The 21,212-nt window shown below is 72.9% G+C and carries 14 protein-coding genes and 1 tRNA gene; 9 read left to right on the forward strand and 6 right to left on the reverse strand.

All coding sequences use genetic code 11. From position 1 onward, the window contains the following. Positions 1-47 precede the first annotated feature (47 nt). The gene (locus tag OXR63_RS06070) at positions 48-764 is read left to right on the forward strand and encodes a ferritin-like fold-containing protein (RefSeq protein ID WP_267420935.1); all 717 of its coding nucleotides are present in this window, start codon (positions 48-50) and stop codon (positions 762-764) included. A 22-nt stretch (positions 765-786) separates the two neighbouring features. Here the strand turns inward: OXR63_RS06070 and OXR63_RS06075 are convergent, their stop codons facing one another. Together OXR63_RS06075 and OXR63_RS06080 are read right to left on the reverse strand one after the other, a co-directional pair. Next, positions 787-1,092 carry a hypothetical protein gene (locus OXR63_RS06075; RefSeq protein ID WP_267420938.1) on the reverse strand — a complete coding sequence of 102 codons (306 nt, stop codon included), beginning with the start codon at positions 1,090-1,092 and terminating at the stop codon, positions 787-789. Between the two features lie 17 nt (positions 1,093-1,109). Next, positions 1,110-1,331, reverse strand: a complete 222-nt coding sequence (locus OXR63_RS06080; protein ID WP_071271723.1) for a DUF3107 domain-containing protein — start codon at positions 1,329-1,331, stop codon at positions 1,110-1,112. 122 nt (positions 1,332-1,453) lie between these two features. On the opposite strand from OXR63_RS06080, the gene OXR63_RS06085 reads away from it, so the two are divergent. Continuing rightward, positions 1,454-4,609 carry an ATP-dependent helicase gene (locus OXR63_RS06085; protein WP_267420940.1) on the forward strand — a complete coding sequence of 1,052 codons (3,156 nt, stop codon included), beginning with the start codon at positions 1,454-1,456 and terminating at the stop codon, positions 4,607-4,609. Next, positions 4,603-7,869 carry an ATP-dependent DNA helicase gene (locus OXR63_RS06090; protein WP_267420941.1) on the forward strand — a complete coding sequence of 1,089 codons (3,267 nt, stop codon included), beginning with the start codon at positions 4,603-4,605 and terminating at the stop codon, positions 7,867-7,869. Before OXR63_RS06085 ends, OXR63_RS06090 begins: the two co-directional genes overlap by 7 nt. Before the next feature lie 163 nt (positions 7,870-8,032). Here OXR63_RS06090 and OXR63_RS06095 read toward each other — a convergent pair whose 3' ends face one another. Next, complete coding sequence (locus OXR63_RS06095; protein ID WP_267420942.1) at positions 8,033-9,031, reverse strand: phosphotransferase; 999 nt, start codon at positions 9,029-9,031, stop codon at positions 8,033-8,035. Positions 9,032-9,150: 119 nt separating this feature from the next. Between OXR63_RS06095 and nudC the strand changes: the two genes are divergently transcribed. Further along, a complete protein-coding gene (nudC, locus tag OXR63_RS06100; RefSeq protein WP_267420944.1) occupies positions 9,151-10,086 on the forward strand; it encodes an NAD(+) diphosphatase in 936 nt (311 codons plus the stop codon). Beyond that, positions 10,083-11,855 carry an ATP-dependent helicase gene (locus OXR63_RS06105; protein WP_267420946.1) on the forward strand — a complete coding sequence of 591 codons (1,773 nt, stop codon included), beginning with the start codon at positions 10,083-10,085 and terminating at the stop codon, positions 11,853-11,855. Before nudC ends, OXR63_RS06105 begins: the two co-directional genes overlap by 4 nt. Here the strand turns inward: OXR63_RS06105 and OXR63_RS06110 are convergent. Continuing rightward, complete coding sequence (locus tag OXR63_RS06110; protein WP_267420948.1) at positions 11,746-12,603, reverse strand: TOMM precursor leader peptide-binding protein; 858 nt, start codon at positions 12,601-12,603, stop codon at positions 11,746-11,748. The genes OXR63_RS06105 and OXR63_RS06110 overlap by 110 nt on opposite strands. A 131-nt stretch (positions 12,604-12,734) precedes the next feature. Then, positions 12,735-14,150, reverse strand: coding sequence for a zinc-dependent metalloprotease (locus tag OXR63_RS06115; protein WP_267420949.1), 1,416 nt, complete (start codon positions 14,148-14,150; stop codon positions 12,735-12,737). 151 nt (positions 14,151-14,301) lie between these two features. Here OXR63_RS06115 and OXR63_RS06120 point away from each other — a divergent pair, with 151 nt between their 5' ends. From OXR63_RS06120 to OXR63_RS06135, 4 genes are all read left to right on the forward strand, one after another. Then, on the forward strand, positions 14,302-15,411 hold the full coding sequence (locus tag OXR63_RS06120) for a YlbL family protein (RefSeq protein ID WP_267420950.1): 1,110 nt from the start codon (positions 14,302-14,304) through the stop codon (positions 15,409-15,411). Between the two features lie 257 nt (positions 15,412-15,668). Then, the gene (locus tag OXR63_RS06125) at positions 15,669-18,647 is read left to right on the forward strand and encodes a UPF0182 family membrane protein (RefSeq protein WP_267420951.1); all 2,979 of its coding nucleotides are present in this window, start codon (positions 15,669-15,671) and stop codon (positions 18,645-18,647) included. 62 nt (positions 18,648-18,709) lie between these two features. Beyond that, positions 18,710-18,786 (forward strand) — tRNA-Met (locus tag OXR63_RS06130). A 348-nt stretch (positions 18,787-19,134) separates the two neighbouring features. Next, positions 19,135-19,968, forward strand: coding sequence for a carbon-nitrogen hydrolase family protein (locus tag OXR63_RS06135; RefSeq protein WP_267420953.1), 834 nt, complete (start codon positions 19,135-19,137; stop codon positions 19,966-19,968). Here the strand turns inward: OXR63_RS06135 and OXR63_RS06140 are convergent. Further along, entirely contained in the window at positions 19,955-21,190 is a 1,236-nt protein-coding gene (locus OXR63_RS06140; RefSeq protein WP_267420954.1) for an aminotransferase class I/II-fold pyridoxal phosphate-dependent enzyme, read from the reverse strand. The two genes, OXR63_RS06135 and OXR63_RS06140, sit on opposite strands and share 14 nt — an antisense overlap. Between the last annotated feature and the right edge of the window lie 22 nt (positions 21,191-21,212).

The following is a 21,212-nucleotide window of genomic DNA, read 5'->3' on the forward strand; positions in this document are numbered from 1 at the left end:
TCTACCGGCGCGCAGAGCCCTCCGGTCGTTCCCCCTATGCTTGTCGCGTGGTGTCGTGGTGGAACCGGAAGCGCGCGGCGCAGCTCGCGGCCGCGTGGCTCGCGTCGCGGAACCCCAAGAACGCTGCCCAGGTGGAGCGCCTGCAGCTCGACGACGTCAGCCCGGAGCTCGACGTCTTCCTCGGCCAGGCCGCCTACCTCCAGCTGTCGCTGTACGAGACGATGGGCCGTGCCGGTGCCGGCGCCCCGACGCTCTCCGGCCGCCTGGTCACCGGCGTCCTCGCGACCACCGCACTCGAGCGGCACCGGTCGATCGTCGCCGAGATCGAGCAGATGGGCGAGGACCCCGCCGAGCTGATGGCTCCGCACCGGCAGGCGATCGACCGCTTCCTCGAACGGACGAGCGGCGCGGACTGGTACGAGTCGATGCTGACCGGCTACGTCACGGCGGGCATCCTCAACGACCTGTTCGCCAACCTGCTGCGCTCGCTGCCGGCGGACGTCCGCCAGCGCCTGCGCACGGTGTTCGACTCGCGCGAGGCCGCCGCCGTCGTCGAGGAGCTCAGTGCCCGCATCGACGAGGAGCCCCAGGTGGCGTCGCGCCTGGCGATGTGGGGCCGTCGACTGGTCGGTGACACGCTGCTCGTCGCCCGCTCGGCGCTGGCGTCGCACGCGCGGGAGGACCAGGAGCGGCTCGAGCCGGTCTGGACCGAGCTCATCGCGGCGCACACACGCCGGATGGACGCCCTCGGGCTCACCGCGTAGCGGCCGCCCCGTGCCGGGTCCGTCAGACGGTGCGTCCGGCGCGCGCCTTGGCGGCCTCGTAGTACGCGACGTCAGCCGCGGTGCGGCGGCGTCCGAGCAGCCACTCCGCGCCGAGCGCGACGACGCCGGCGCCCACCAGCGCCACGACCCAGATCCAGGTGGCGTCGTACCGCCAGCCCGCCCAGGTCAGGACCTCCCAGAGGACGGCGGCCGTGATGCCGCCGACCACCGGGCCGAGCAGCTGTCCGCGCGTCGAGTGCCACGGCAGCACGAGGTGCGCGACGGCACCGCAGATGACACCACCGAGGACGGCGAAGAGGAGCTCCATGGGTCAGGCGGGGTCGGTCAGGCGACGAAGCCGATGCGACGGGCTTCTTCCGAGCCGAACTCGACGTAGGCCAGGGCTGCTGCGGCCACGACGTACTTGCGGCCCTTCTCGTCCTGGAGGGCCAGGTGCGTCTGGGAGGTGAGCGCCTCGGAGACGGCCTTCTCGATCTCCTCAGCGGTCTGCTTCGACTCGAAGGCGATCTCGCGGGGGCTGTTGATGATGCCGATCTTGATGTCCACGTGCTCACCATATCCGAGCAGCTCGGACCGGTCCCGCACGTTCGCCGCGGGCGCACGGCAGCGCTCGCTCCGGCCCGGGCGCGGTGCCCGGGGATGTCGGTCGCGCTCGGTACCGTACGCACGTGCCCACGACCACGCTGACGCCAGCTCCCGCGCCGACGCAGGTGTCGCGCGCGCTCGTGGACGACCCCGCGCAGGCCGAGGTGCTGGCCCTGCCCGACGGCGTGCACGCGGCGGTCATCGGCGCCCCGGGAACGGGCAAGACCTCGACGCTCGCGCGGCTCGTCGCCGCCCGGCTCCGGCGTCCGGACGCCGTCAGCGCCGACGGGCACGCGACCGTCCTCGCGCTGACGTCCTCGCGCACCGCGGCGACCGGGCTCCGTGACCGCCTCGCCGCCACCGTCGAGCGCGTCACCCCCGGCGCGCTCGCCCGCACCGTGAACTCCCTGGCGTTCCAGATCGTCACCCATGCCGCCGCCCGGCAGGGGCAGCCGGCGCCGACGCTCCTGACGGGCGGGGAGCAGGACCGGATCCTCGGCGACCTGCTCGCAGGGCACGACGCCGACGGCACCGGACCGCACTGGCCGGACCCGATCACCGCGGTCGTCCGCGAGCGGGCCGGCTTCCGCACCGCGCTCCGTGACGTCATGATGCGCGCCGTCGCGGCCGGGGTCGAGCCGGACGACATGCGGGAGCTCGCGGACGACCACGGCCGACCCGAGTGGCGTGCCGTCGGTGACCTCGTCGACGAGTACCGCGCGGCGCTCACGGCCTTCCGCACGACCAGCCTCGACGCCGCGGAGCTCGTGGCCTTCGCGACCGCCGCCGTGCTCCGCGGCGAGCTGCCCCCGGCCGTCGCGGCACTGCGGCTGCTCGTGGTGGACGACACCCAGGAACTCGTCGAGGGCGAGGTCGCGCTCCTCGGGGCCCTCGCCCGTGCCGGCGTGCAGGTCGTGGCGTTCGGTGACCCCGACATCGCGGCCTCGGCCTTCCGGGGCGCCGAGACGGACGTGCTCGGTCGACTGGCGTCCCGCCTCGGAGTCGACCACGTGCAGGACGTCGTGCTCGGCACCGTGCACCGGCACCCCGCTCCCATCCGCGAGCTCGTCACGGGCATCACCGGGCGCGTGGGTGCGGCGGCGGCCGGTCGGCAGCGCACCGCGGTCGCCAGCCGGACGGACGGCCGCGGGGACTCCGTCCTGCACCTCGAGGGCGGCAGCCGATCGGCGCTCGTCGTGGCCGTCGCCCGGCGACTCCGTGAGCACCACCTGCTCGACGGCGTCCCGTGGCACGCGATGGTCGTCGTCACCCGCAGCGGTGCGGCGATCCCCGAACTCGTCCGGGCCCTGTCCGTGGCCGAGGTCCCCGCCACCGCCGGAGCAGCCCCCACCCGACCCCGTGACGACTCCGCCGCGCGGTCGCTCCTCGACGCCGCCGGGGTGGCACTCGGCGTGCTGCCCCTCGACGCCGACCTGGCCACCGCGTTCGCGACGGGTCCGCTCGGTGGGCTCGACACCCTCGCGATGCGACGACTCCGGCTGGCGCTGCGGCGCGAGGAGCTCGCGGGCGGGGGCACCAGGACCGCCGACGAACTGCTCGTCGACGCGCTCGGTGCCCCGGAGCGGCTCGCCACGGTCGACGCCGCCTTCGCCCGTCGCGCCACCCGGCTGGCCCGCAGCCTGGTGCAGGCGAGGACGGACGCCGACACCGGTGCGAGCATCGAGGAGATCCTCTGGGGCCTCTGGGAGCGCAGCGGCCTGGCCAAGGTCTGGGGTGGGCAGTCGCTCGCCGGCGGCGTCGGAGCCGCCGAGGCCGACCGGCACCTCGACGCCGTCGTCGGGCTGTTCACCGCGGCGAAGCGGTTCGTCGAGCGCACCCCCGACGCCCCAGCCCGGGTGTTCATCGACGACCTGCTCGGCGCCGACCTGGCCGAGGACAGCATCGGCCCGGACCGGACGGCCGGACGGGTCCGCGTGCTGACGCCCTCCGCGACCATCGGCGTCGAGTGCGACGTCGTCGTGGTCCTCGGGTTGCAGGACGGCGTCTGGCCGAACACCCGCGTGCGCGGCAGCCTGCTCGACCCGGACGGCCTGGTCCGCGCCGCCGACGGGCTCGAACAGACGCCGGTGGACGACCGCGCGGCCGTCGTCGCCGACGAGCTCCGGCTCTTCGCCCGCGCCGTGTCCCGCGCCACCACGCAGGTGGTCATCGGCACGATCGCGAACGACGACGAGAGCCCGTCGCCGTTCGTCCGGCTGGTCCCCGTCCCGCCGGACCGGCAGCCGTCGGCCCACCCGCTCTCGCTCCGCGGCCTCGCGGGGACCCTGCGCCGGCGCGTCGTGACCACCGGGGACCACGAGGCGGCCTCGGGCCTCGCCCGGTTGGCAGCCGAGGACGTCCCCGGGGCCTCACCCGACGACTGGTACGGCACCGCGGAGCCCACGACCGAGGACCCGCTCGTCGACCTGACCGCCGACCCCGAGCAGGACCCCGTGACCGGCGAGGACGTCGCCCCGACCGTCTCCGTCTCGCCGTCGCGGATCGGCACCTTCGAGGAGTGCCCGGTGCACTGGTTCGTGCAGACCTTCGGCGGCGGGGCCCCGAGCCCCGCGATGGGCATCGGCACGATCGTGCACGAGGCCATGGAGCACGCGACCGAGGTCGACGTCGAGTCCCTCTGGGAGCGCGTGGAGTCCCGCTGGGGCGAGCTGACGTTCGAGTCGCCGTGGATCGCCGACCGCGAGCGCGCCAGGACCCGCCGGATGATCGAGGGCCTGAGCGACTACCTCCGCACCTTCGCCAGCGTCGGGCGCCGGCTGCTCGGTGCGGAGACCTCGTTCGCGCTGGTCACCGGCCCCGCCCGCATGCGCGGCAGCATCGACCGCATCGAGATCGACCCCGACGGCCGAGTGAGCGTCGTCGACCTGAAGACGGGCCGCGGCATGCCGAGCGAGAAGAACGACATGCCGGAGCACCCGCAGCTCGGCGCGTACCAGCTCGCGGTCGAGGACGGCGCCGTCGAGGGCGTGCCCGCCGGGTCACCGATGGCCGACGCCCGGCTGGTGTTCGTGCAGAACCCGAAGGGCGGCCACGCCTACTCGGAGCGCACCCAGCAGGCCTTCGACCCCGATGCACGCCAGGCCTACCGCGAGCGTCTGCACGGGGTCGCCCGCGGCATGGCCGACCGCACCTTCATCGCCAACGTCGACGACCACTGCGAGAAGGCCCGCACCGGCGTCGAGTGCCGGATCCACGTCGTCGGGGAGGTCACATGGTGAACGAGGACCTGGTCGTGACCGACGCCGACACGCACACCGACACGCACACCGACACCGCGACGGCGGGACCGCCCGCGCGCGACGCGGACACCATCGCCGACGCGCTCGGCCGTCCCCGCCCGACCGCGCAGCAGCGCGCCGTGATCGAGTCCCCGCTGGCACCGGCCCTCGTCGTCGCCGGAGCCGGCAGCGGCAAGACGGAGACGATGGCGTCCCGCGTCGTCTGGCTCCTGGCGAACGGCCTGGTGCGCCCCGACCAGGTCCTCGGGCTGACGTTCACCCGCAAGGCCGCTGGCGAGCTCTCCATCCGCATCAACGACCGCATCCGTGCGCTCGAGGACGCCGGGCTGATCGCCCCCGGTGACGCCTTCGAAGCGCCGACGGTCTCCACCTACAACGCCTTCGCGAACAGCGTCTTCCGCGAGAACGCACTGCTCGTCGGCCGGGACGGCGAGTCCCAGGTGCTCACCGAGCCATCGGCGTGGCAGCTCGCGCGCCGCGTGGTCGTGGCTGCACGGGACGACCGCCTCGCCGGACTCGACCGGAACGTCGACACCATCACCGCGGCCGTCGTGTCGCTCGCCGGCGCCGCGTCCGAGCACCTCGTCGAACCCGAGCAGCTGCGCCGGTTCGCCATCGAGTTCTCCGAGCTCCTCGAACTGCCGGGCAACCGCGGCAAGCCCTACGCCGCCGTCACCGCTGCCGTCGCGGCCATCGGCGCGCTCGAGCCCCTGACCGACCTGGTCGCGGAGTTCCGTCGGCAGAAGGTCGACCGCGGCTTCGTCGAGTTCTCCGACCAGATCGCCCTCGCGCTCGCCGCCGCCGAGGCCGCCCCGCGGGTCGTGTCGGACCTGCGGCAGCGCTTCCGCGTCGTGCTCCTCGACGAGTACCAGGACACCTCGGTCGTGCAGACTCGCTTCCTCGCCCGGCTCTTCCGCGAGCACGCGGTGATGGCGGTCGGCGACCCGCACCAGTCGATCTACGGCTTCCGCGGGGCGAGCGCCGCGAACCTCGCCCGCTTCCCCCGCGACTTCGGCGGGGACGGGGAGCAGACGGCGCACACGTTCGCGCTGTCGACGAGTTGGCGGAACCCGGTCGACGTCCTCGCCGCCGCGAACGCCGTCGTGTCGCCGCTGTCCGAGGCGTCCGAGGTCGACGTCGAGCGCCTGTCGCCGCGGCCGGGCGCCGACGACGGCACGGTCGACGTCGTCTTCACGGAGACGCTCCCGGAAGAGGCGCTCGCCGTGGCCGCGTGGTTCGAGGACCACCGACGCCGGAACCCGTCCGGGTCGATGGCGCTCCTGCTGCGGGCGCGGAAGGACCTGGCGGCCTTCACCGCGGCGTTCACGCACCGTGGCGTGCCGTTCCACGTCCTCGGCACCGGCGGGCTGCTGCAGCGACCGGAGATCGTCGACCTGGTGGCGTGCCTGCGGGTCCTCCACGACCCGGCGGCCGGCAACGACCTCATCCGCCTGCTCGCCGGGGCCCGGTGGCGCGTCGGTGCTGCCGACGTGGCCGCCCTGCACGCGCTCGCGAGCTGGCTGTTCAAGCGCGACCACACCCAGCAGCGGCTCGACGACGACGTCACCGCCGCGTTCCGGGCCTCGGTCGCGGCGGGGGAGCACGGCTCCGTGGTCGACGCGCTCGACTTCGTGGCCGTCGCCCCCGACGACCACGGCGCGCTGCAGGGCATCACGGACGCCGGGCGGGACCGCATGCGGCGGCTCGGCCAGCAGCTCGCGGCGCTCCGCTCCCGTGCCGCCGGGGACCTCGTCGACTTCGTGACGCTCGTGATCCAGGAGATGCACCTCGACATCGAGGTCGCGGCGCACGAGCAGGGCAGCAGCGCCTACCTCGACGCCTTCGTCGACGAGCTCGCCGGGTTCGTCGGCACGGACGACCGCGCGGACCTCGGCGCCTTCCTCGGCTGGGTGGACGCCGCCGCGCGCCGCGACGACATGGGGCCGCGGTCCGAGGAGCCCGAGGGCGGGACGGTGCAGATCCTGACCATCCACGGGTCGAAGGGCCTGGAGTGGGACGCCGTCGCGGTGCCCCGGATGGTCGAGGGCGCGCTGCCCGCCCGGCCGCAGGAGGGGTCCTCGGGCTGGATCGGGTTCGGCCGGCTGCCCTACGAGTTCCGCGGCGACGCCGACGAGCTCCCGCGCCTCGCCTGGCGTGGGCACGACTCGCAGAAGGACGTCACCCTGGCGATCGAGGCCTTCAAGGAGGAGGTCAAGGCCCGCAACGAGGACGAGGAACGCCGTCTGACCTACGTCGCCCTGACCCGGTCACGCCACGAGCTCCTGGTCAGTGGTTCGTTCTGGGCGGGCGGCGTCAAGCCCACGATGCCCAGCCGGTACCTCGCTGATCTCGTCGAGGCCGAGGTGCTGCCGGCTGCGGCGATCCCGGAGACCACCGTCCACGAGGCGAACCCCCTCGGCGACGCCGGCGCGACCCAGACCTGGCCGCACGTGCCGTTCGGCGACCGGGCACCCCGCGTGCTGGCCGCTGCCGACCGGGTGCGCAACGCGAACCCCGGCGCGTCCGGCCGGTACGCGGCCGACATCGACCTGCTGCTCGCGGAACGCCGTGCTGCCCGGTCCGCCAAGCACCGGGTCGTCGTGCCGCACCGTGTGCCGGCGTCGGGCTTCAAGGACTACCTCACCGCTCCCGACGCGGTCGCCGAGCGGCTCCGGCGTCCGATGCCCGAGCGTCCCTACCGCGCCACCCGTCTCGGCACGCTGTTCCACCAGTGGGTCGAGACCCGCGGTCGGTCCGGCGGTGCGCTCGAGACCCTCGACGTCTGGGACGGCGAACTCGACCTCGACCCGGACGAGGGCACGACGACCCCGGCGGACGCGGTCGTCAGCGACGACGACGCCCACCGGCTCGGCGAGTTCCAGGCCACGTTCGCGCGGTCGCGCTGGGCGGAGCTGACACCGGTGGAGGTCGAGCGCGAGATCCACATCCCGTTCCTCGGCCACAGCGTCGTCTGCAAGCTCGACGCCGTCTACGAGATCGACGGCCGCATCGAGGTCGTCGACTGGAAGACGGGCAAGGCGCCGTCGGGAGCGGCCGACCTCGAGCAACGGCAGCTCCAGCTCGCGCTGTACCGGGTCGCGTACGCCGAGTTCACCGGACGCCCGATCGACGAGGTCGACGCCGTGTTCTACTTCGTGGCCGACGACCTCGAGGTCCGGCCCCGGGAACTGCTCGACCGTGGCGGACTCGAGCGGGCCTGGCAGCAGGCGGTGGGCTGACCGGACCGGCGGGGCGGACGCGCCCCGGGCCTCCAGGCCGTGACAGCCGAACCGGCAGTCAGCCGAACCGGCCGTGACAGCCGAACCGGCAGTCAGCCGAACCGGCCGTGACAGCCGAACCGGCAGTCAGCCGAACCCGCCGTGTCGGCCGAACGAACGGCGTCTAGCCGTGCCGGCGCTCCGTCGACGTCAGCAGCTGCTCGACCTCGCCGATCTCCATCGTCTCGGGGGAGACCGACTGCAGCGGCGCCGCCGAGGGCGCGTGCACGGCGTCGACCAGCCGGTGCATCATCGCGACGGCGTCGTCGACGACCTCCGTGCTCTTCGCCTGCACCCCGTGCAGCAGCCACTGCGCGGTCTCGAGCTCGTGGTAGACCCGCGCCCGCTGGGCGAGCTGGCGGTCACGGCCGCCGCCGTTCGCCTCGTACGCGGAGAGGACGGTGTCGAAGGCCTCACGGCGGCCGGGGAGCACCCAGGCCAGGTCCTTGGCCGGGTCGCCGAGCCGCAGCTCGCCCCAGCCGAGCACACCGGTGACCTCGTCGCCGTCGACCAGCAGGGCCTCGGTGCCGAGGGCGCCGTGCACGACGGTCGGGGTGAACTGCCAGAGCTGCTGGTCGCGCGCTGCACCCTCCCAGCGCTCCTGCAGGGCGGCGGGGACGAGCTTGGTCGCGACCGCGCGGTCCATCACGGACACGGCGGAGCGCAGGACCTCGAACGGGGTGAGGGACGGCAGACCGGCGTCCGTCACGAAGCTGGTGGGCAGCACGTGAACGGCGGCGATCGCGCGTCCGACGCTGGTCGCCAGCTCCGGGCGCTCGGCGAGCGTGCCGAGCGCGGGGTGCGCACCGCGGACGAAGGTGGTGAGGATGGCACGGGTCGACCCGACGGGCGCCTGTCCGCGGTACTCCGGGACGGCGAACGGGAGGCGCGACCTGATCCCGGCGCTCAGCGCCCGGATCGCGAGGAGGTCGGCCGACTGCCGGGCCTCCGCCCGCTGGTTGCGCGGACGCCGGATCACCGACGCGCGTCCCTCGGAGTCGTGGAGGAGCGCCGACTCGTAGTCGCCGGAGGCGACCGAGCCGAGCGTGCGTGTGCCCGTGACCTCGAGTCCGGGGACGGTCGTCGTCGCCAACGCCGCTAGAGTGAACTGGGATCCCGCCATGCCCCACAGGGTAGGTCCGCAGGCGTCACGAACGGTGCGCGCCACGCTGACCCGACCGGATGCCCGCCGTCGGCTCGCCGGGTGCGAGCCGCTTCGATCCCGACCCGAGGAGTCACCCTGTGACCGAGGAGTTCGCCGCCCGGCTGCCGCTCGCCCGCAACGAGCTCGACCGCGATGCCGAGTACCGCAGCACCCCCGACCTCGGACGGGTCCTGCGCGAGGACCCCGCGACGCGGTTCCTGCCCGTGCACGGTGCCGCGATGCTGCGGAACGCCGACGGCACGCTGCGGTTCGTCCCCGCCGAGTCCGTCCCGCAGTCCGCTCCGTTGATCTACCTCGGACGCTCCCTGTCCGACGCCGCCGACGCCGCGGCGGGCACCCGCTTCGCCGCGGCCCTCGTCGATGCCGACACCGCTGGCCGGATCGAGCCGGACGCGGACGCCTGGGAGAACCTGCGGATGTTCGGCACGGAGCTGTCCGCCCGTGACCAGGGCCTGGCGGTCGAGGCCGTGGCGATGGCGAACTGGCACGCGGTGCACGGGTTCTCGCCCCGCACCGGTTCCGACACCGAGGTCGTCACCGGTGGCTGGGTACGCCGCGACGACCAGGGCCACGAGCTCTTCCCGCGCACCGACGCCGCGGTGATCGTCGGCGTGACCGACCGCGACGACCGCATCCTGCTCGGCTCGAACGCCGCCTGGGACGACGACCGCTACTCGCTGCTCGCCGGGTTCGTCGAGCCGGGGGAGTCGCTCGAGGACGCCGTCCGCCGCGAGGTCCACGAGGAGTCCGGCGTGCACGTCGAGGAACCCGAGTACCTCGGGTCGCAGCCGTGGCCGTTCCCGGCGTCGCTGATGGTCGGCTTCCGCGCCAGGGCCCTCGACGGGGACCCGTCGACCGTGCGCCCGGACGGCGTGGAGATCCTCGACGTCCGGTGGTTCTCGCGGGACGAGATCCGCGAGCGCGCCGGCACCACCCTGATGCTGCCCGGCCGGACGTCCATCGCCCGGGCGATCATCGAGGAGTGGTACGGCGCCCCGCTGGACCTTCCGTGAACCCAGGCCCACAGTCGAGCGCATCGCCGCAGCCGCAGCCGCGACCCCCGGCGCAGCCGCCGTCGCCCGAGGCCCTGCTCGCCGCGCTCGACGCTGAACAGCGCACCGTCGCGACGACCCTGCTCGGCCCGGTCGCGGTGCTCGCGGGTGCGGGCACCGGCAAGACCCGGGCGATCACGCACCGGATCGCCTACGGGGTGGCGACCGGCACGTACTCGCCGAACCACGTCCTGGCGCTGACGTTCACCACCCGCGCCGCCGGTGAGCTGCGCTCGCGTCTGCGGGCCCTCGGCGCCGGAGCGGTGCAGGCCCGAACCTTCCACGCGGCCGCGATGTCCCAGCTCAGCTACTTCTGGCCGGACACGGTCGGTGGGCACGCCCCGAAGATCGTCGAGTCAAAGGCCCGGATGATCGCGCACGCGGCGGACACCGTCGGCATGCGCGTCGACAAGCCCGTGCTGCGCGACCTGGCGGGGGAGGTCGAGTGGCGCAAGGTGCAGCGCCTGACCTACGACGAGTACGAGGCCGCCGCCGCCGACCGGGTGATGCCCCGCGAGACCGCTCCGTCCCGGGTGATCGACCTGATGCGCGCCTACGAGCGGTTGAAGGACGACCGCCGCCAGCTCGACTTCGAGGACGTGCTGCTCGCGACGCTCGGCATGGTCGAGTCCGAGCCGCGGGTCGCCAGCTACGTCCGGCAGCAGTACCGGTTCTTCGTGGTCGACGAGTACCAGGACGTCTCCCCGGTGCAGCACGACCTGCTCCGCGCCTGGCTCGGCGACCGGCAGGACCTCTGCGTCGTCGGCGACGCCAGCCAGACCATCTACTCGTTCGCCGGGGCGTCGAGCCGCTACCTGCTCGGCTTCGGTTCCGAGTTCCCCCGCGGGTCCGTCCTGCGGCTGGAACGGAACTACCGGTCGACGCGCGAGGTCGTGCACGCCGCCAACGCCCTGATGCGCGGTCGTCCCGGTGCGCTCGACCTCGCCGCGCAGCAGACCGAGCCGGGCCCGGCACCCGTCGTCGTGCCGTGCGTGCACGACGGCGACGAGGCGGCCACGGTCTCCCGGCACATCACCGAGCTCGTGCAGGCCGGGTCGGCGTACGGCGACTGCGCGGTGCTGTTCCGCGTCGGGGCGCAGTCCGCCGCGCTCGAGGCCGCGCTCGGTCGCGCCGGGATCCCGTACCGCGTGCAGGGCGGCACCCGGTTCTTCGACCGGCCGGAGGTCAAGCTCGCCGTGCACCACATGCGGGGCGAGGCGATCCGCCAGACGGACGACGAGCTCACCCGCCGCGTCGGCCTGGTGCTGCAGGTCAGCGGGTGGACCCCCACCGCGCCCGAGGGCACCGGCGCCGTCCGTGAGCAGTGGGAGGCCCTGCAGGCGATCATGGGCCTCGCCGAGGACGCCCCCGCCGGCACGAGCATGCAGGAGTTCACGCAGGACCTGGTCGACCGCGCCGCGACGCACCACGAGCCCGAGCTCGACGCCGTCACGCTCGCGACGCTGCACTCGTCCAAGGGCCTGGAGTGGGAGAACGTGATGATCGTCGGCGCCGCCGAGGGCCTGCTGCCGATCTCGCACGTCACCACCGAGGACGAGGTCGACGAGGAACGCCGGCTGTTCTACGTCGGCCTGACCCGAGCACGTCGCACCGTGACCGTCACCTGGTCACGGCAGGGGTCGTCGCGCGGGGGCGCGCGGGCGCCGAGTCGGTTCCTGGCAGCGCTCGACACGCACACCGCGGGTGCGGGCGCACCGGTCGCCGGCTGACCGACAGGTCGTCCCGCTCGAACACGAGCTGGTCGGTCCCCGCGGCCACTGTCGTGCGCGGCAGGAGCTCGACCACCGACCGCGTGACGGCCGCGGCGACCGCGCCGGTCCGCCACCGCGAGAGCGGCGCCGCGGGACGGCCCCAGACCTGGGCGGCGATCGCGGGCCACGCGGGGTCGTCGTCGACGTGCGCGTACTCCAGGCACTGCAGGCACGGACCACTGCCCGGCACGACGAGGGGCCCCACGCGGACCCGACCGTCGCCCACCACGACCGGCAGGTGTGGCGTGCCACGTCGTGTCCAGGCGGAGCGGAGTGCCGGGTCGACGACGTGGTCCGCGACGACGACGGCGATGCGGGGTTCCGGGTCCGGCAGCACGACGGGCCCGCCGCGGGGAGCAGCGGTGCGGACGACGGTGATGCCCTCGCCCGTCAGGAAGGCGTCCAGCGTCGACGCGAGCTCGCCGGTGCCGTGGACCTCGACCCGGGAGAGCGGCTCCGGCAGCATGTCGACCACTGCCGGGGATGCGGCGCCGAGCACCTGCGCCGCCACCTCGGGTCGGCACCGGACGCTCGCCGCGAGGCCGGAGAGGGCGTCGCGGCTGGTCTCCCGCCGGAGGGCGCAGAGGAAGCGTTCCTCGGCCGTGGTCGGGACGCTGATCACCGCGCGCGGTGGGTCGACGCCGAGCTGGACGGTCGCCGGGTCACGCCAGACGAACTCGAGGGACGGATCGATGCGGATGCCCATGCGTCCACGGTGGCGGACGCGCGGGACGGACGGGCGGTCGCCGGGGGATCTGTGGAGAACCCGCCGGACCGCTCAGCCGCCCGCCGGACCGCCGGCCGCACGCCCGGGCCGACCCGGGCCTCCCGGTCGGGTCAGCGCGAGCCGGCGTCCGGCGCCGGACCGGTCGCGTCGGGACCGTCGCCGGGCTCGTCGTCGATCCCGCCGGACTCGTCCTCACGCGGCCGCGAGCCGGTGGAGTCGTTCAGCAGGTCCTCGAGCGCCCGGTCGAACTCGTCGTCCTCCTGCGTGTGCCCGGGGTTCCGGAGCCGTGCGACGAGCGCGTCCGGTGCGTCGACGTCCTCGGACGTCGGCACCAGGTCGAAGTGCTCCCACAGGGCGTCCCGCTGCTCGGCGCCGAGCTCGTCGGTGACCCGCTGCCACATCGCCGCGGCCTCGCGCAGTCGTCGGGGGCGCAGCTCGAGGCCGACCAGCGTCGCGAACGCGGACTCGGCCGGTCCGCCGGCTGCCCGACGGCGACGGACGGTCTCGGCGATCGCGCCGGACCGGGGCAGGCGTGCCGTGGCCGCGGCGGTGACGGTGTCGACCCAGCCCTCGACCAGGGCGAGCATCGTCTCGAGCCGGGCCAGGGCGGCGTCCTGCTCCGGGGTGCGCGGCGGGATCAGCGCGCCGGACGCGAGGGCGTCGCGGAGCTGCTCCTGGTCCGTGGGGTCGATGTCGGCGGCGAGTTCCTCGACCCGGTCGAACGGGATGTGGATGCCGCGGGCGTACTCCGTGATGGAGGAGATGATGTGCAGTCGCAGCCAGCGCGCGGAGCGGAACAGCCGGGCGTGGGCGAGCTCGCGGACGGCGAGGTAGATGCGGACCTCGTCCTCGGGGACGTCGAGGCCCTCGGCGAACTCGGCGACGTTCTGCGGCAGGAGCGCGGCGACCTGCTCGTCGAGGAGGGGCACGCCGACGTCGCCGCCGGACACGACCTCCTTGGAGAGCTGACCGACGACCTGGCCGAGCTGGATCGCGAACAGTGCTCCGCCCACGCCGCGCATCGCCTTCGAGACGTCGCCGAGCATCGCCTTGAGCTCCTCGGGTGCGCGCTGGTCGATCGCCTCGGTGAGGGCACCGGCGATGCTCGCGGCCACGGGTTCGGCGATCTGCGTCCACACGGGCGCGGTCGCCTTCGCCCACTGCTCTCGCGTGAAGATGCTCGGGGTGGCGGTGAGCTCCGCCACGGTGGTGACCTCGTCGAGCCACAGCGCCGCCACCTGGAAGGCCTGGACGCTCGCCTGGCTGGTCGCCGGGTCGATGCCGTGGGCGCCGTCCTTCGCGATCGCCGTGGCGCGTTCGGCCGTCACCGTGAAGTCGATGCCGTCACCGCCGTCCTGGGCCGCACGCTGCAGCTGGCTCATCAGGTTGGCCACGAAGGCCGGGTCGTTCGGCAGGCCGGCGGCACCGGCGAGCTGCGACGGGTCGATCTGGCCCTCTCCGGCGAGGAGCTTGCGGAGCATCTCCTGGAAGTCGTCGTCCGGTCCCGGCTGCGGTTCATCAGGCATGCCGACTACGCTAATCGCTGCTCGTGGGACCGCGCCTGGGACGGCCCCGTGGGAACGCTCCCGCGGGTGCGCCCAGGGCGAACAGCCCGTCGACGACCGGTCGGTGACGACCGGGCCGACAGCTCCCGAGCACCCTGCCGGAAGGACCCCGTTGACCATCTTCGCGACCGCCCCCCGCCGCCGCTCCCGCCGTCGGACCGTCGGGTGGACCTTCGTGGTCGGCGCCGTCGTGCTGGCGATCGTGGCGAGCGTGCTGCCGAGCCCGTACGTGATCGAGCTGCCCGGCCCGGTCTTCAACACGATCGGCACGCAGGAGCAGGGGACGGGCAAGGACGCGAAGGACGTCGAGCTCATCGAGATCGACGGCCACAAGACCTACCCGACCGCCGGCGCGCTCGACATGCTCACCGTCAGCGTCCAGGGCACGGCGACGCAGCGACCCCCGTGGACGAGCGTCATCCGCGCGCTCTTCACGAAGTCGCAGGCCGTCGTCCCCGCCTCGGCGATCTACCCGCCCGGCACGACGACCGAGCAGGTGGACAAGCAGGACGCCGCCGACATGACGAACTCCCAGCAGTCCGCCGTCGCCGCGGCCCTCATCCAACAGGGGGAGCGGATCCCCACGACGCTCGAGGTCGGCACCGTGGCGCAGGGCTCCCCGGCCGACGGCACGATCCGCAAGGGCGACGTCATCACCGCGTTCGACGGCAAGGCCCTGACGACGAACGCGGACGCCACCACGCTCCGCGGGCTCGTCGCCGACCACGGGACCTCCAGCCCCGCCACCGTCACGGTCCGGCGCGGCGACGCCACCCGGCAGGTCCGGGTCACCCCGGTCGACCAGGACGGCACCGCGTTGCTCGGGGTCGGCGTCGTGGAGCGGTACGACTTCCCGTTCGACGTGTCCATCAAGCTCCAGGACGTCGGCGGCCCGAGCGCCGGCATGATGTTCGCCCTCGGGATCATCGACGAGATCACCCCCGGCAAGCTCAACGGCGGCAAGCACGTCGCCGGCACCGGCACGATCACCGCCGGCGGTGAGGTCGGTGCCATCGGCGGGATCCGACAGAAGCTCTACGGCGCGAAGGCGGCGGGAGCGACCGTGTTCCTCGCCCCGGCGTCGAACTGCGACGAGGTCGTCGGCCACGTCCCCGACGGACTCGACGTCTACGCCGTGAAGACCCTGGACCAGGCGGTCTCGGACCTCGGCACGATCGCGAGTGGGAAGAGCACGGCCGGCCTCGCCACCTGCGGTCGCTGACCCGCGGTTCCGGGCCGCCGGTCCCGTCAACGGGACCGGCGTCGGTGACCCGCTCCGAGCCTCCAGACCGGCCGGGAGGACCGGGGGGCCTTCCTGAGGTCGGGTACAGGTTCACTGTCGGTGACGTCCCATAGGATCGTGGGACTGACGGCCCGGTGCGCCGGGCCGGCCGGTCCGACACGTCTGGAGCACATCACGTGACGACAACCTCGTCCACCTCGTCCACTGCGGGCCGGCGTTCGCCGCGTGTCCCGATCGTGGTCACGATCATCGTGCTGGCCGCACTGGTGATCGCCTTCTTCATCTTCGCCAGCCTGTACACCGACTACGCGTGGTTCGCGCAGCTCGGCTTCCAGCAGGTGCTGACCACGCGGTGGATCGCCGGGGCGGTGATGTTCTTCGCCGGCTTCCTCGGCATGGCCGTGCCGGTGTACCTGAGCATCCTGTTCGCGTTCCGGTTCCGACCGGTCTACGCCAAGCTCGGGTCGCAGCTCGACCGATACCAGCAGGTCATCGAGCCGCTCCGCCGGGTCGTCATGATCGGCATCCCGGTCGTCCTCGGCATCTTCGCCGGACTCGCCACGGCCCCGCGCTGGAGCATGGTCCTGGAGTACTTCAACCGGACCCCCTTCGGCAAGAAGGACCCGCAGTTCGGCCTGGACATCGGCTTCTACGTCTTCGAGCTGCCGTTCTGGCGCTCGGTCGTGGCCTACTCGTCCGCGGTGGTCCTCATCGCCGGGCTCGCCGCGCTCGCCGCGTGCTACCTCTACGGCGCCATGCGCTTCGGCGGGCGAGAGGTCCGGATCTCCCGCGCCGCCCGCGTGCAGCTCGCCATCACGGCTGCGCTCTACATCGCGCTGCAGGCCGTCAGCCTGTGGTTCGACCAGTACGCCGCCCTGACCAAGAACAACTCGCTGATCACCGGTGCGCAGTACACCGAGGTCAACGCCACGATCCCCGGTCGCGAGATCATGGCGGGCATCGCGGCGATCGTCGCACTGCTCTTCATCGTCACGGCGGTCATCGGCCGCTGGCGGATCTCGATCGTCGGCACCGGGCTGCTGCTCGTCTCCGCGATCGTCATCGGCGGCATCTACCCGTGGATCGTCCAGCGCCTGCAGGTCGCCCCGAGTGAGCGGTCGTTCGAGTCCGCGTACATCCAACGGAACATCGACGCCACCCGAGACGCCTACGACGTCTCCGGGGTGAAGGAGTCGAACTACGACGCCACCACCTCGCCGTCCACCGGTGCCCTCGCGCAGGACGCCCAGACGACGGCGAACATCCGCCTGATCGACCCGAAGATCGTGTCCGACACGTTCAGCCAGCTGCAGCAGTCGCGGCAGTACTACAAGTTCCCGTCCGAGCTCGACGTCGACCGCTACGACATCAAGGGCAAGACCGAGGACACCGTCATCGCGGTCCGCGACATCGACCTCGACGGCCTGAGCGCCAAGGCGAACACGCAGTACAACCGCACGTTCGTCTACACCCACGGCTACGGCGTCGCGGCGGCCTACGGCAACCAGCGCGCCAGCGACGGCAAGCCGGTGTTCCTCGAGTCCGGCATCCCGACCACCGGTGCCCTCGGCGACTACCAGCAGCGCGTCTACTTCGGCGAGACCTCGCCCGGCTACTCGATCGTCGGTGCCCCCGAGGGCTCGAAGAACGTGGAGCTCGACTACCCGTCCGGCTCGGACGACGACAACGGCGGCAACGCGACGACGACCTACAAGGGCGACGGCGGGCCGACCATCGGCAACTTCTTCAACCGCCTCGTCTACGCGGCGAAGTTCCAGTCGGAGCAGATCCTGCTCTCGAACGCGGTCAACAAGGACTCGCAGATCCTGTACGACCGCAACCCGATCACCCGTGTGCAGAAGGTCGCGCCGTACCTGACGCTCGACAGCGACGCCTACCCGGCGATCGTGAACCACCGTCTGCAGTGGATCGTCGACGGCTACTCGACCTCGGACGCGTACCCGTACTCGCAGAGCCAGAGCCTCGCCGACAGCATCAACGGCACCGAGTCCTCGACGTTCCGCACCGACCAGGTCAACTACATCCGCAACTCGGTGAAGGCCACGGTCGACGCGTACACGGGCAAGGTGACCCTCTACACGTGGGACACGAAGGACCCGGTGCTGAAGACCTGGCAGAAGGTCTTCCCGACGTCGTTGAAGCCGGTCTCCGCGATGAGCGCCGACCTGCTCGACCACGTCCGGTACCCGACCGACCTGTTCAAGGTGCAGCGCTCGATCCTCGGGACGTACCACGTCACCAACGCCAACTCGTTCTACTCGGGTGACGACGCCTGGACGACGCCGACCGAGCCGACGAGCGGGTCGAACGACGCCGACACGACGGCGGCGAACACCACCACGACGACGACCGCGCTGGGCACCCAGACGTCGGCGGCACGGGCGAACCTGCAGGACCCGTACTACCTGACGATGAAGGTGCCGGGGCAGGGGACCGCGTACTCGCTCTACACGACGTACATCCCGCAGCAGACGGGGTCGAACGCCCGGAACGTGCTGACCGGGTACCTCGCCGTCGACTCCGACGCAGGCGGCGCCGGCAAGGGCACGCGGGCGTCGGGCTACGGCAGGCTCACGCTGCTGACGATCCCCAAGACCGACAACATCCCCGGTCCGCTCCAGGTGCAGAACCTCTTCAACTCGGACACCACGGTGTCGCAGGAGCTGAACATCCTGAAGCGCGGCAACAGCACCGTCAAGCAGGGCAACCTGCTGACGCTGCCGGTCGGTGGCGGGTTCCTCTACGTGCAGCCCGTCTACGTGCAGTCCACGTCGAGTGGCTCGTACCCGCTGCTGCAGAAGGTCCTGGTGGCCTTCGGCGACAAGATCGCGTTCGAGGACACCCTCGACGAGGCGCTCAACCAGCTGTTCGGTGGTGACTCCGGCGCGGCCGCGGGTGACCAGGGCGCCGCTGCGGGCGGTTCCGACACCGGGACCGACAACGGCTCGGACAACGGGACCTCGGACTCCGGTTCGGGTTCGTCCGCGGGCACCGGGTCCACCGGTGGCTCGTCGTCTGCCTCGGACAACCCCGCCGTGCAGAAGGCGCTCGCCGATGCCAGCGCAGCGCTGCAGGACCGCCAGCAGGCCTACGCGGACAACGACCTCGTCGCTGCCGCCGAGGCCGACCAGCGTCTGCAGGACGCCATCCAGGCCGCGGTCGAGGCCGAGGAATCGGGCTCGTCCGGCAACTGACGACACGGGCGGGGTGGCCGATTTGGCACCCCGCCCGTTGCCGTGTAGGCTTATCAACGTGCCGCGGGGTGGAGCAGTTCGGTAGCTCGCTGGGCTCATAACCCAGAGGTCGTAGGTTCAAATCCTGCCCCCGCAACCAACGCGACACAAGAAGCCCCGGTCCTCACGGACCGGGGCTTCTTCGTGTTCCAGGCGTCATGCTCGTTTCCGCTGTCCGGGGCGGGAGGCGCCCTGCCAGCTGGTGGGGAGCCTCCCGCCCGGATCCTGGTCGCGTCGCGACCCGGGCTGCTGGTTCAGCCGGTCGCGCGCTTGCCGCGGACCCCGCGTCCGAGCGCCGTGATGCGCTCGAGTTCCTCCTGGGTGAAGGTGACCTCTGCCGCGGCCACGTTCTCAGCGACGCGTCCGGGGTTCCGCGATCCCGGGATCGGGACGATGTCGCGCCGGCGTCGGCGGCGCGCGTCGTCCGGGTGCCGGTTAGCCTGGCCCGGTGACCACACTGACCATCGCCGCGGCGCAGTTCGCCCCCGTGGACGACCCCGCCGCGAACCTCGAGACCGTGCGGGCGGCAGCGGAGGACGCGGCGGCCCGCGGTGCCCAGCTCCTGGTCACGCCCGAGTACACGTCGTACTTCACGCCGGAGATCGACGACCGGTTCGTCGCCTCCGCGCAGCCGCTCGACGGGTCCTTCGTCACCGGGCTGCGGCGGATCGCCCGGAGCACCGGGGTGGCGCTCGTGGTCGGGGTGGCCGAGGCCGGCTCGGACGCCGAGCGGTTCCGGAACACGCTCGTCGCAATCGATGCCGACGGGTCCCTCGTCAGCACGTACCGGAAGGTGCACCTGTACGACGCGTTCGGCGCGCGGGAGTCCGACCGGATCGAGGCGGGCGACCCCGAGCAACTGCCGGTGTTCGAACTCGGCGGCCTGCGGGTCGGGCTCGAGACCTGCTACGACCTGCGGTTCCCCGAGGTCACGCGGCGGCTGGCTGCGGATGCTGCTGCTGCCGACGTCGTGCTGGTGCCTGCCGAGTGGGTGCGCGGACCGGGCAAGGAACACCACTGGCGGACCCTGCTCACGGCGCGGGCGATCGAGAACACCGTGTGGGTGGTCGGTGTCGGCCAGGCGCCGCCGATCGGCATCGGGGGATCGGTCGCCCTCGACCCGTCCGGTGTCGCCCTCGCTGCGCTCGGATCGGCGCCGGGGCTGCTGTTGACCACCGTGGACACCGACGTCACCGCCGAGGTCCGGCGGACGAACCCCTCGCTGTCACTGCGGCGGTACGACGTGCGCGTCCGGGGTGCCGCCGACGTCACGCCCGGCTGAGGGTGGCGAGCCGGCCGGCTGCGTCCTCGAGCACCGACCGCCGCTTGCAGAACGCGAAGCGGACCAGCGACCGGTACCCGGCTGCGTGGTCCGGCCGGACGAACGCCGACACGGGCACACCGACGACGCCCGCCAGGTGCGGCAGCTCGAGGCAGAAGGCGCGCGCGTCCTCGTAGCCGAGCGGGGAGGTGTCCGCGATGACGAAGTAGCCGCCGTCGGGCCGGTGCACGCCGAAGCCCGCTGCGGTGAGTCCCGCCGCCAGCACGGCGTGCTTGGCGGCGAGGTCCGCTGCGATGCCGGTGAAGACCGCGTCCGGCAGGCGGAGGCCTGCGGCGACGGCAGGCTGGAACGGCGCACCGTTGACGAAGGTCAGGTACTGCTTGACGGTCGTGATCGCGGTCACGAGCGCCGGGGGAGCGGTCAGCCATCCGATCTTCCAGCCGGTCGTGCTGAAGGTCTTGCCGGCGCTGGAGATCGTGACCGTCCGCTCCCGGGCGCCGGGCAGCGTGGCGATCGGCACGTGTCGTGCGCGCGTCGCGTTCTCCGTGTCTTCCGCGTGGTCCGTCTCGAAGGTCAGGTGCTCGTAGACCTCGTCGGTGATGATGACCGCGTCGTGGCGCTCGGCGAGCTCGACCACGACACGAAGGACCTCGGTCGGCAACACCCGTCCGGTCGGGTTGTGCGGCGTGTTGATGAGGACCGCGCGGGTCCGGTCGGAGAACGCCGCACGGAGCGTGGACTCATCGGGCAGGAAGTCCGGCGCGGTCAGCGGCACCGTCACGTGGGTGGCACCGGCGAGGCGGATCAGGGCACCGTAGGCGTCGTAGAACGGCTCGAAGGTGACCACCTCGTCGCCCGGCTCGACCAGGGCGAGGAGCGTCGCCGCGAGCGCTTCGGTCGCGCCGGCGGTGACGAGGACCTCCTGGTCCGGATCGACCTGGAGCCCGTACCAGTGGCGCTGGTGCTCGGCGATCGCCAGGCGCAGGTCGGGGGTCCCGCGCCCCGGTGGGTACTGGTTCACGCCATCGCGGATGGCCTGCACCGCGGCGTCGAGGACCTCGACGGGGCCGTCCTCGTCGGGGAAGCCCTGCCCGAGGTTGACCGCACCGGTACTGGCCGCCAGAGCGCTCATCTCGGCGAACACGGTGGGGGCAGGGACGCCGTCGGGGCCGAGGAGCATCGCGCCCTCCGCCGCTCGCAGCCAGGGTCCGGTGTGCCGCATGGGGTTCCCTCCGACGGGCGCT

Origin of the sequence: Curtobacterium sp. GC_Cur_3 (assembly GCF_026544205.1) — a bacterium.
GTDB lineage: Bacteria > Actinomycetota > Actinomycetes > Actinomycetales > Microbacteriaceae > Curtobacterium.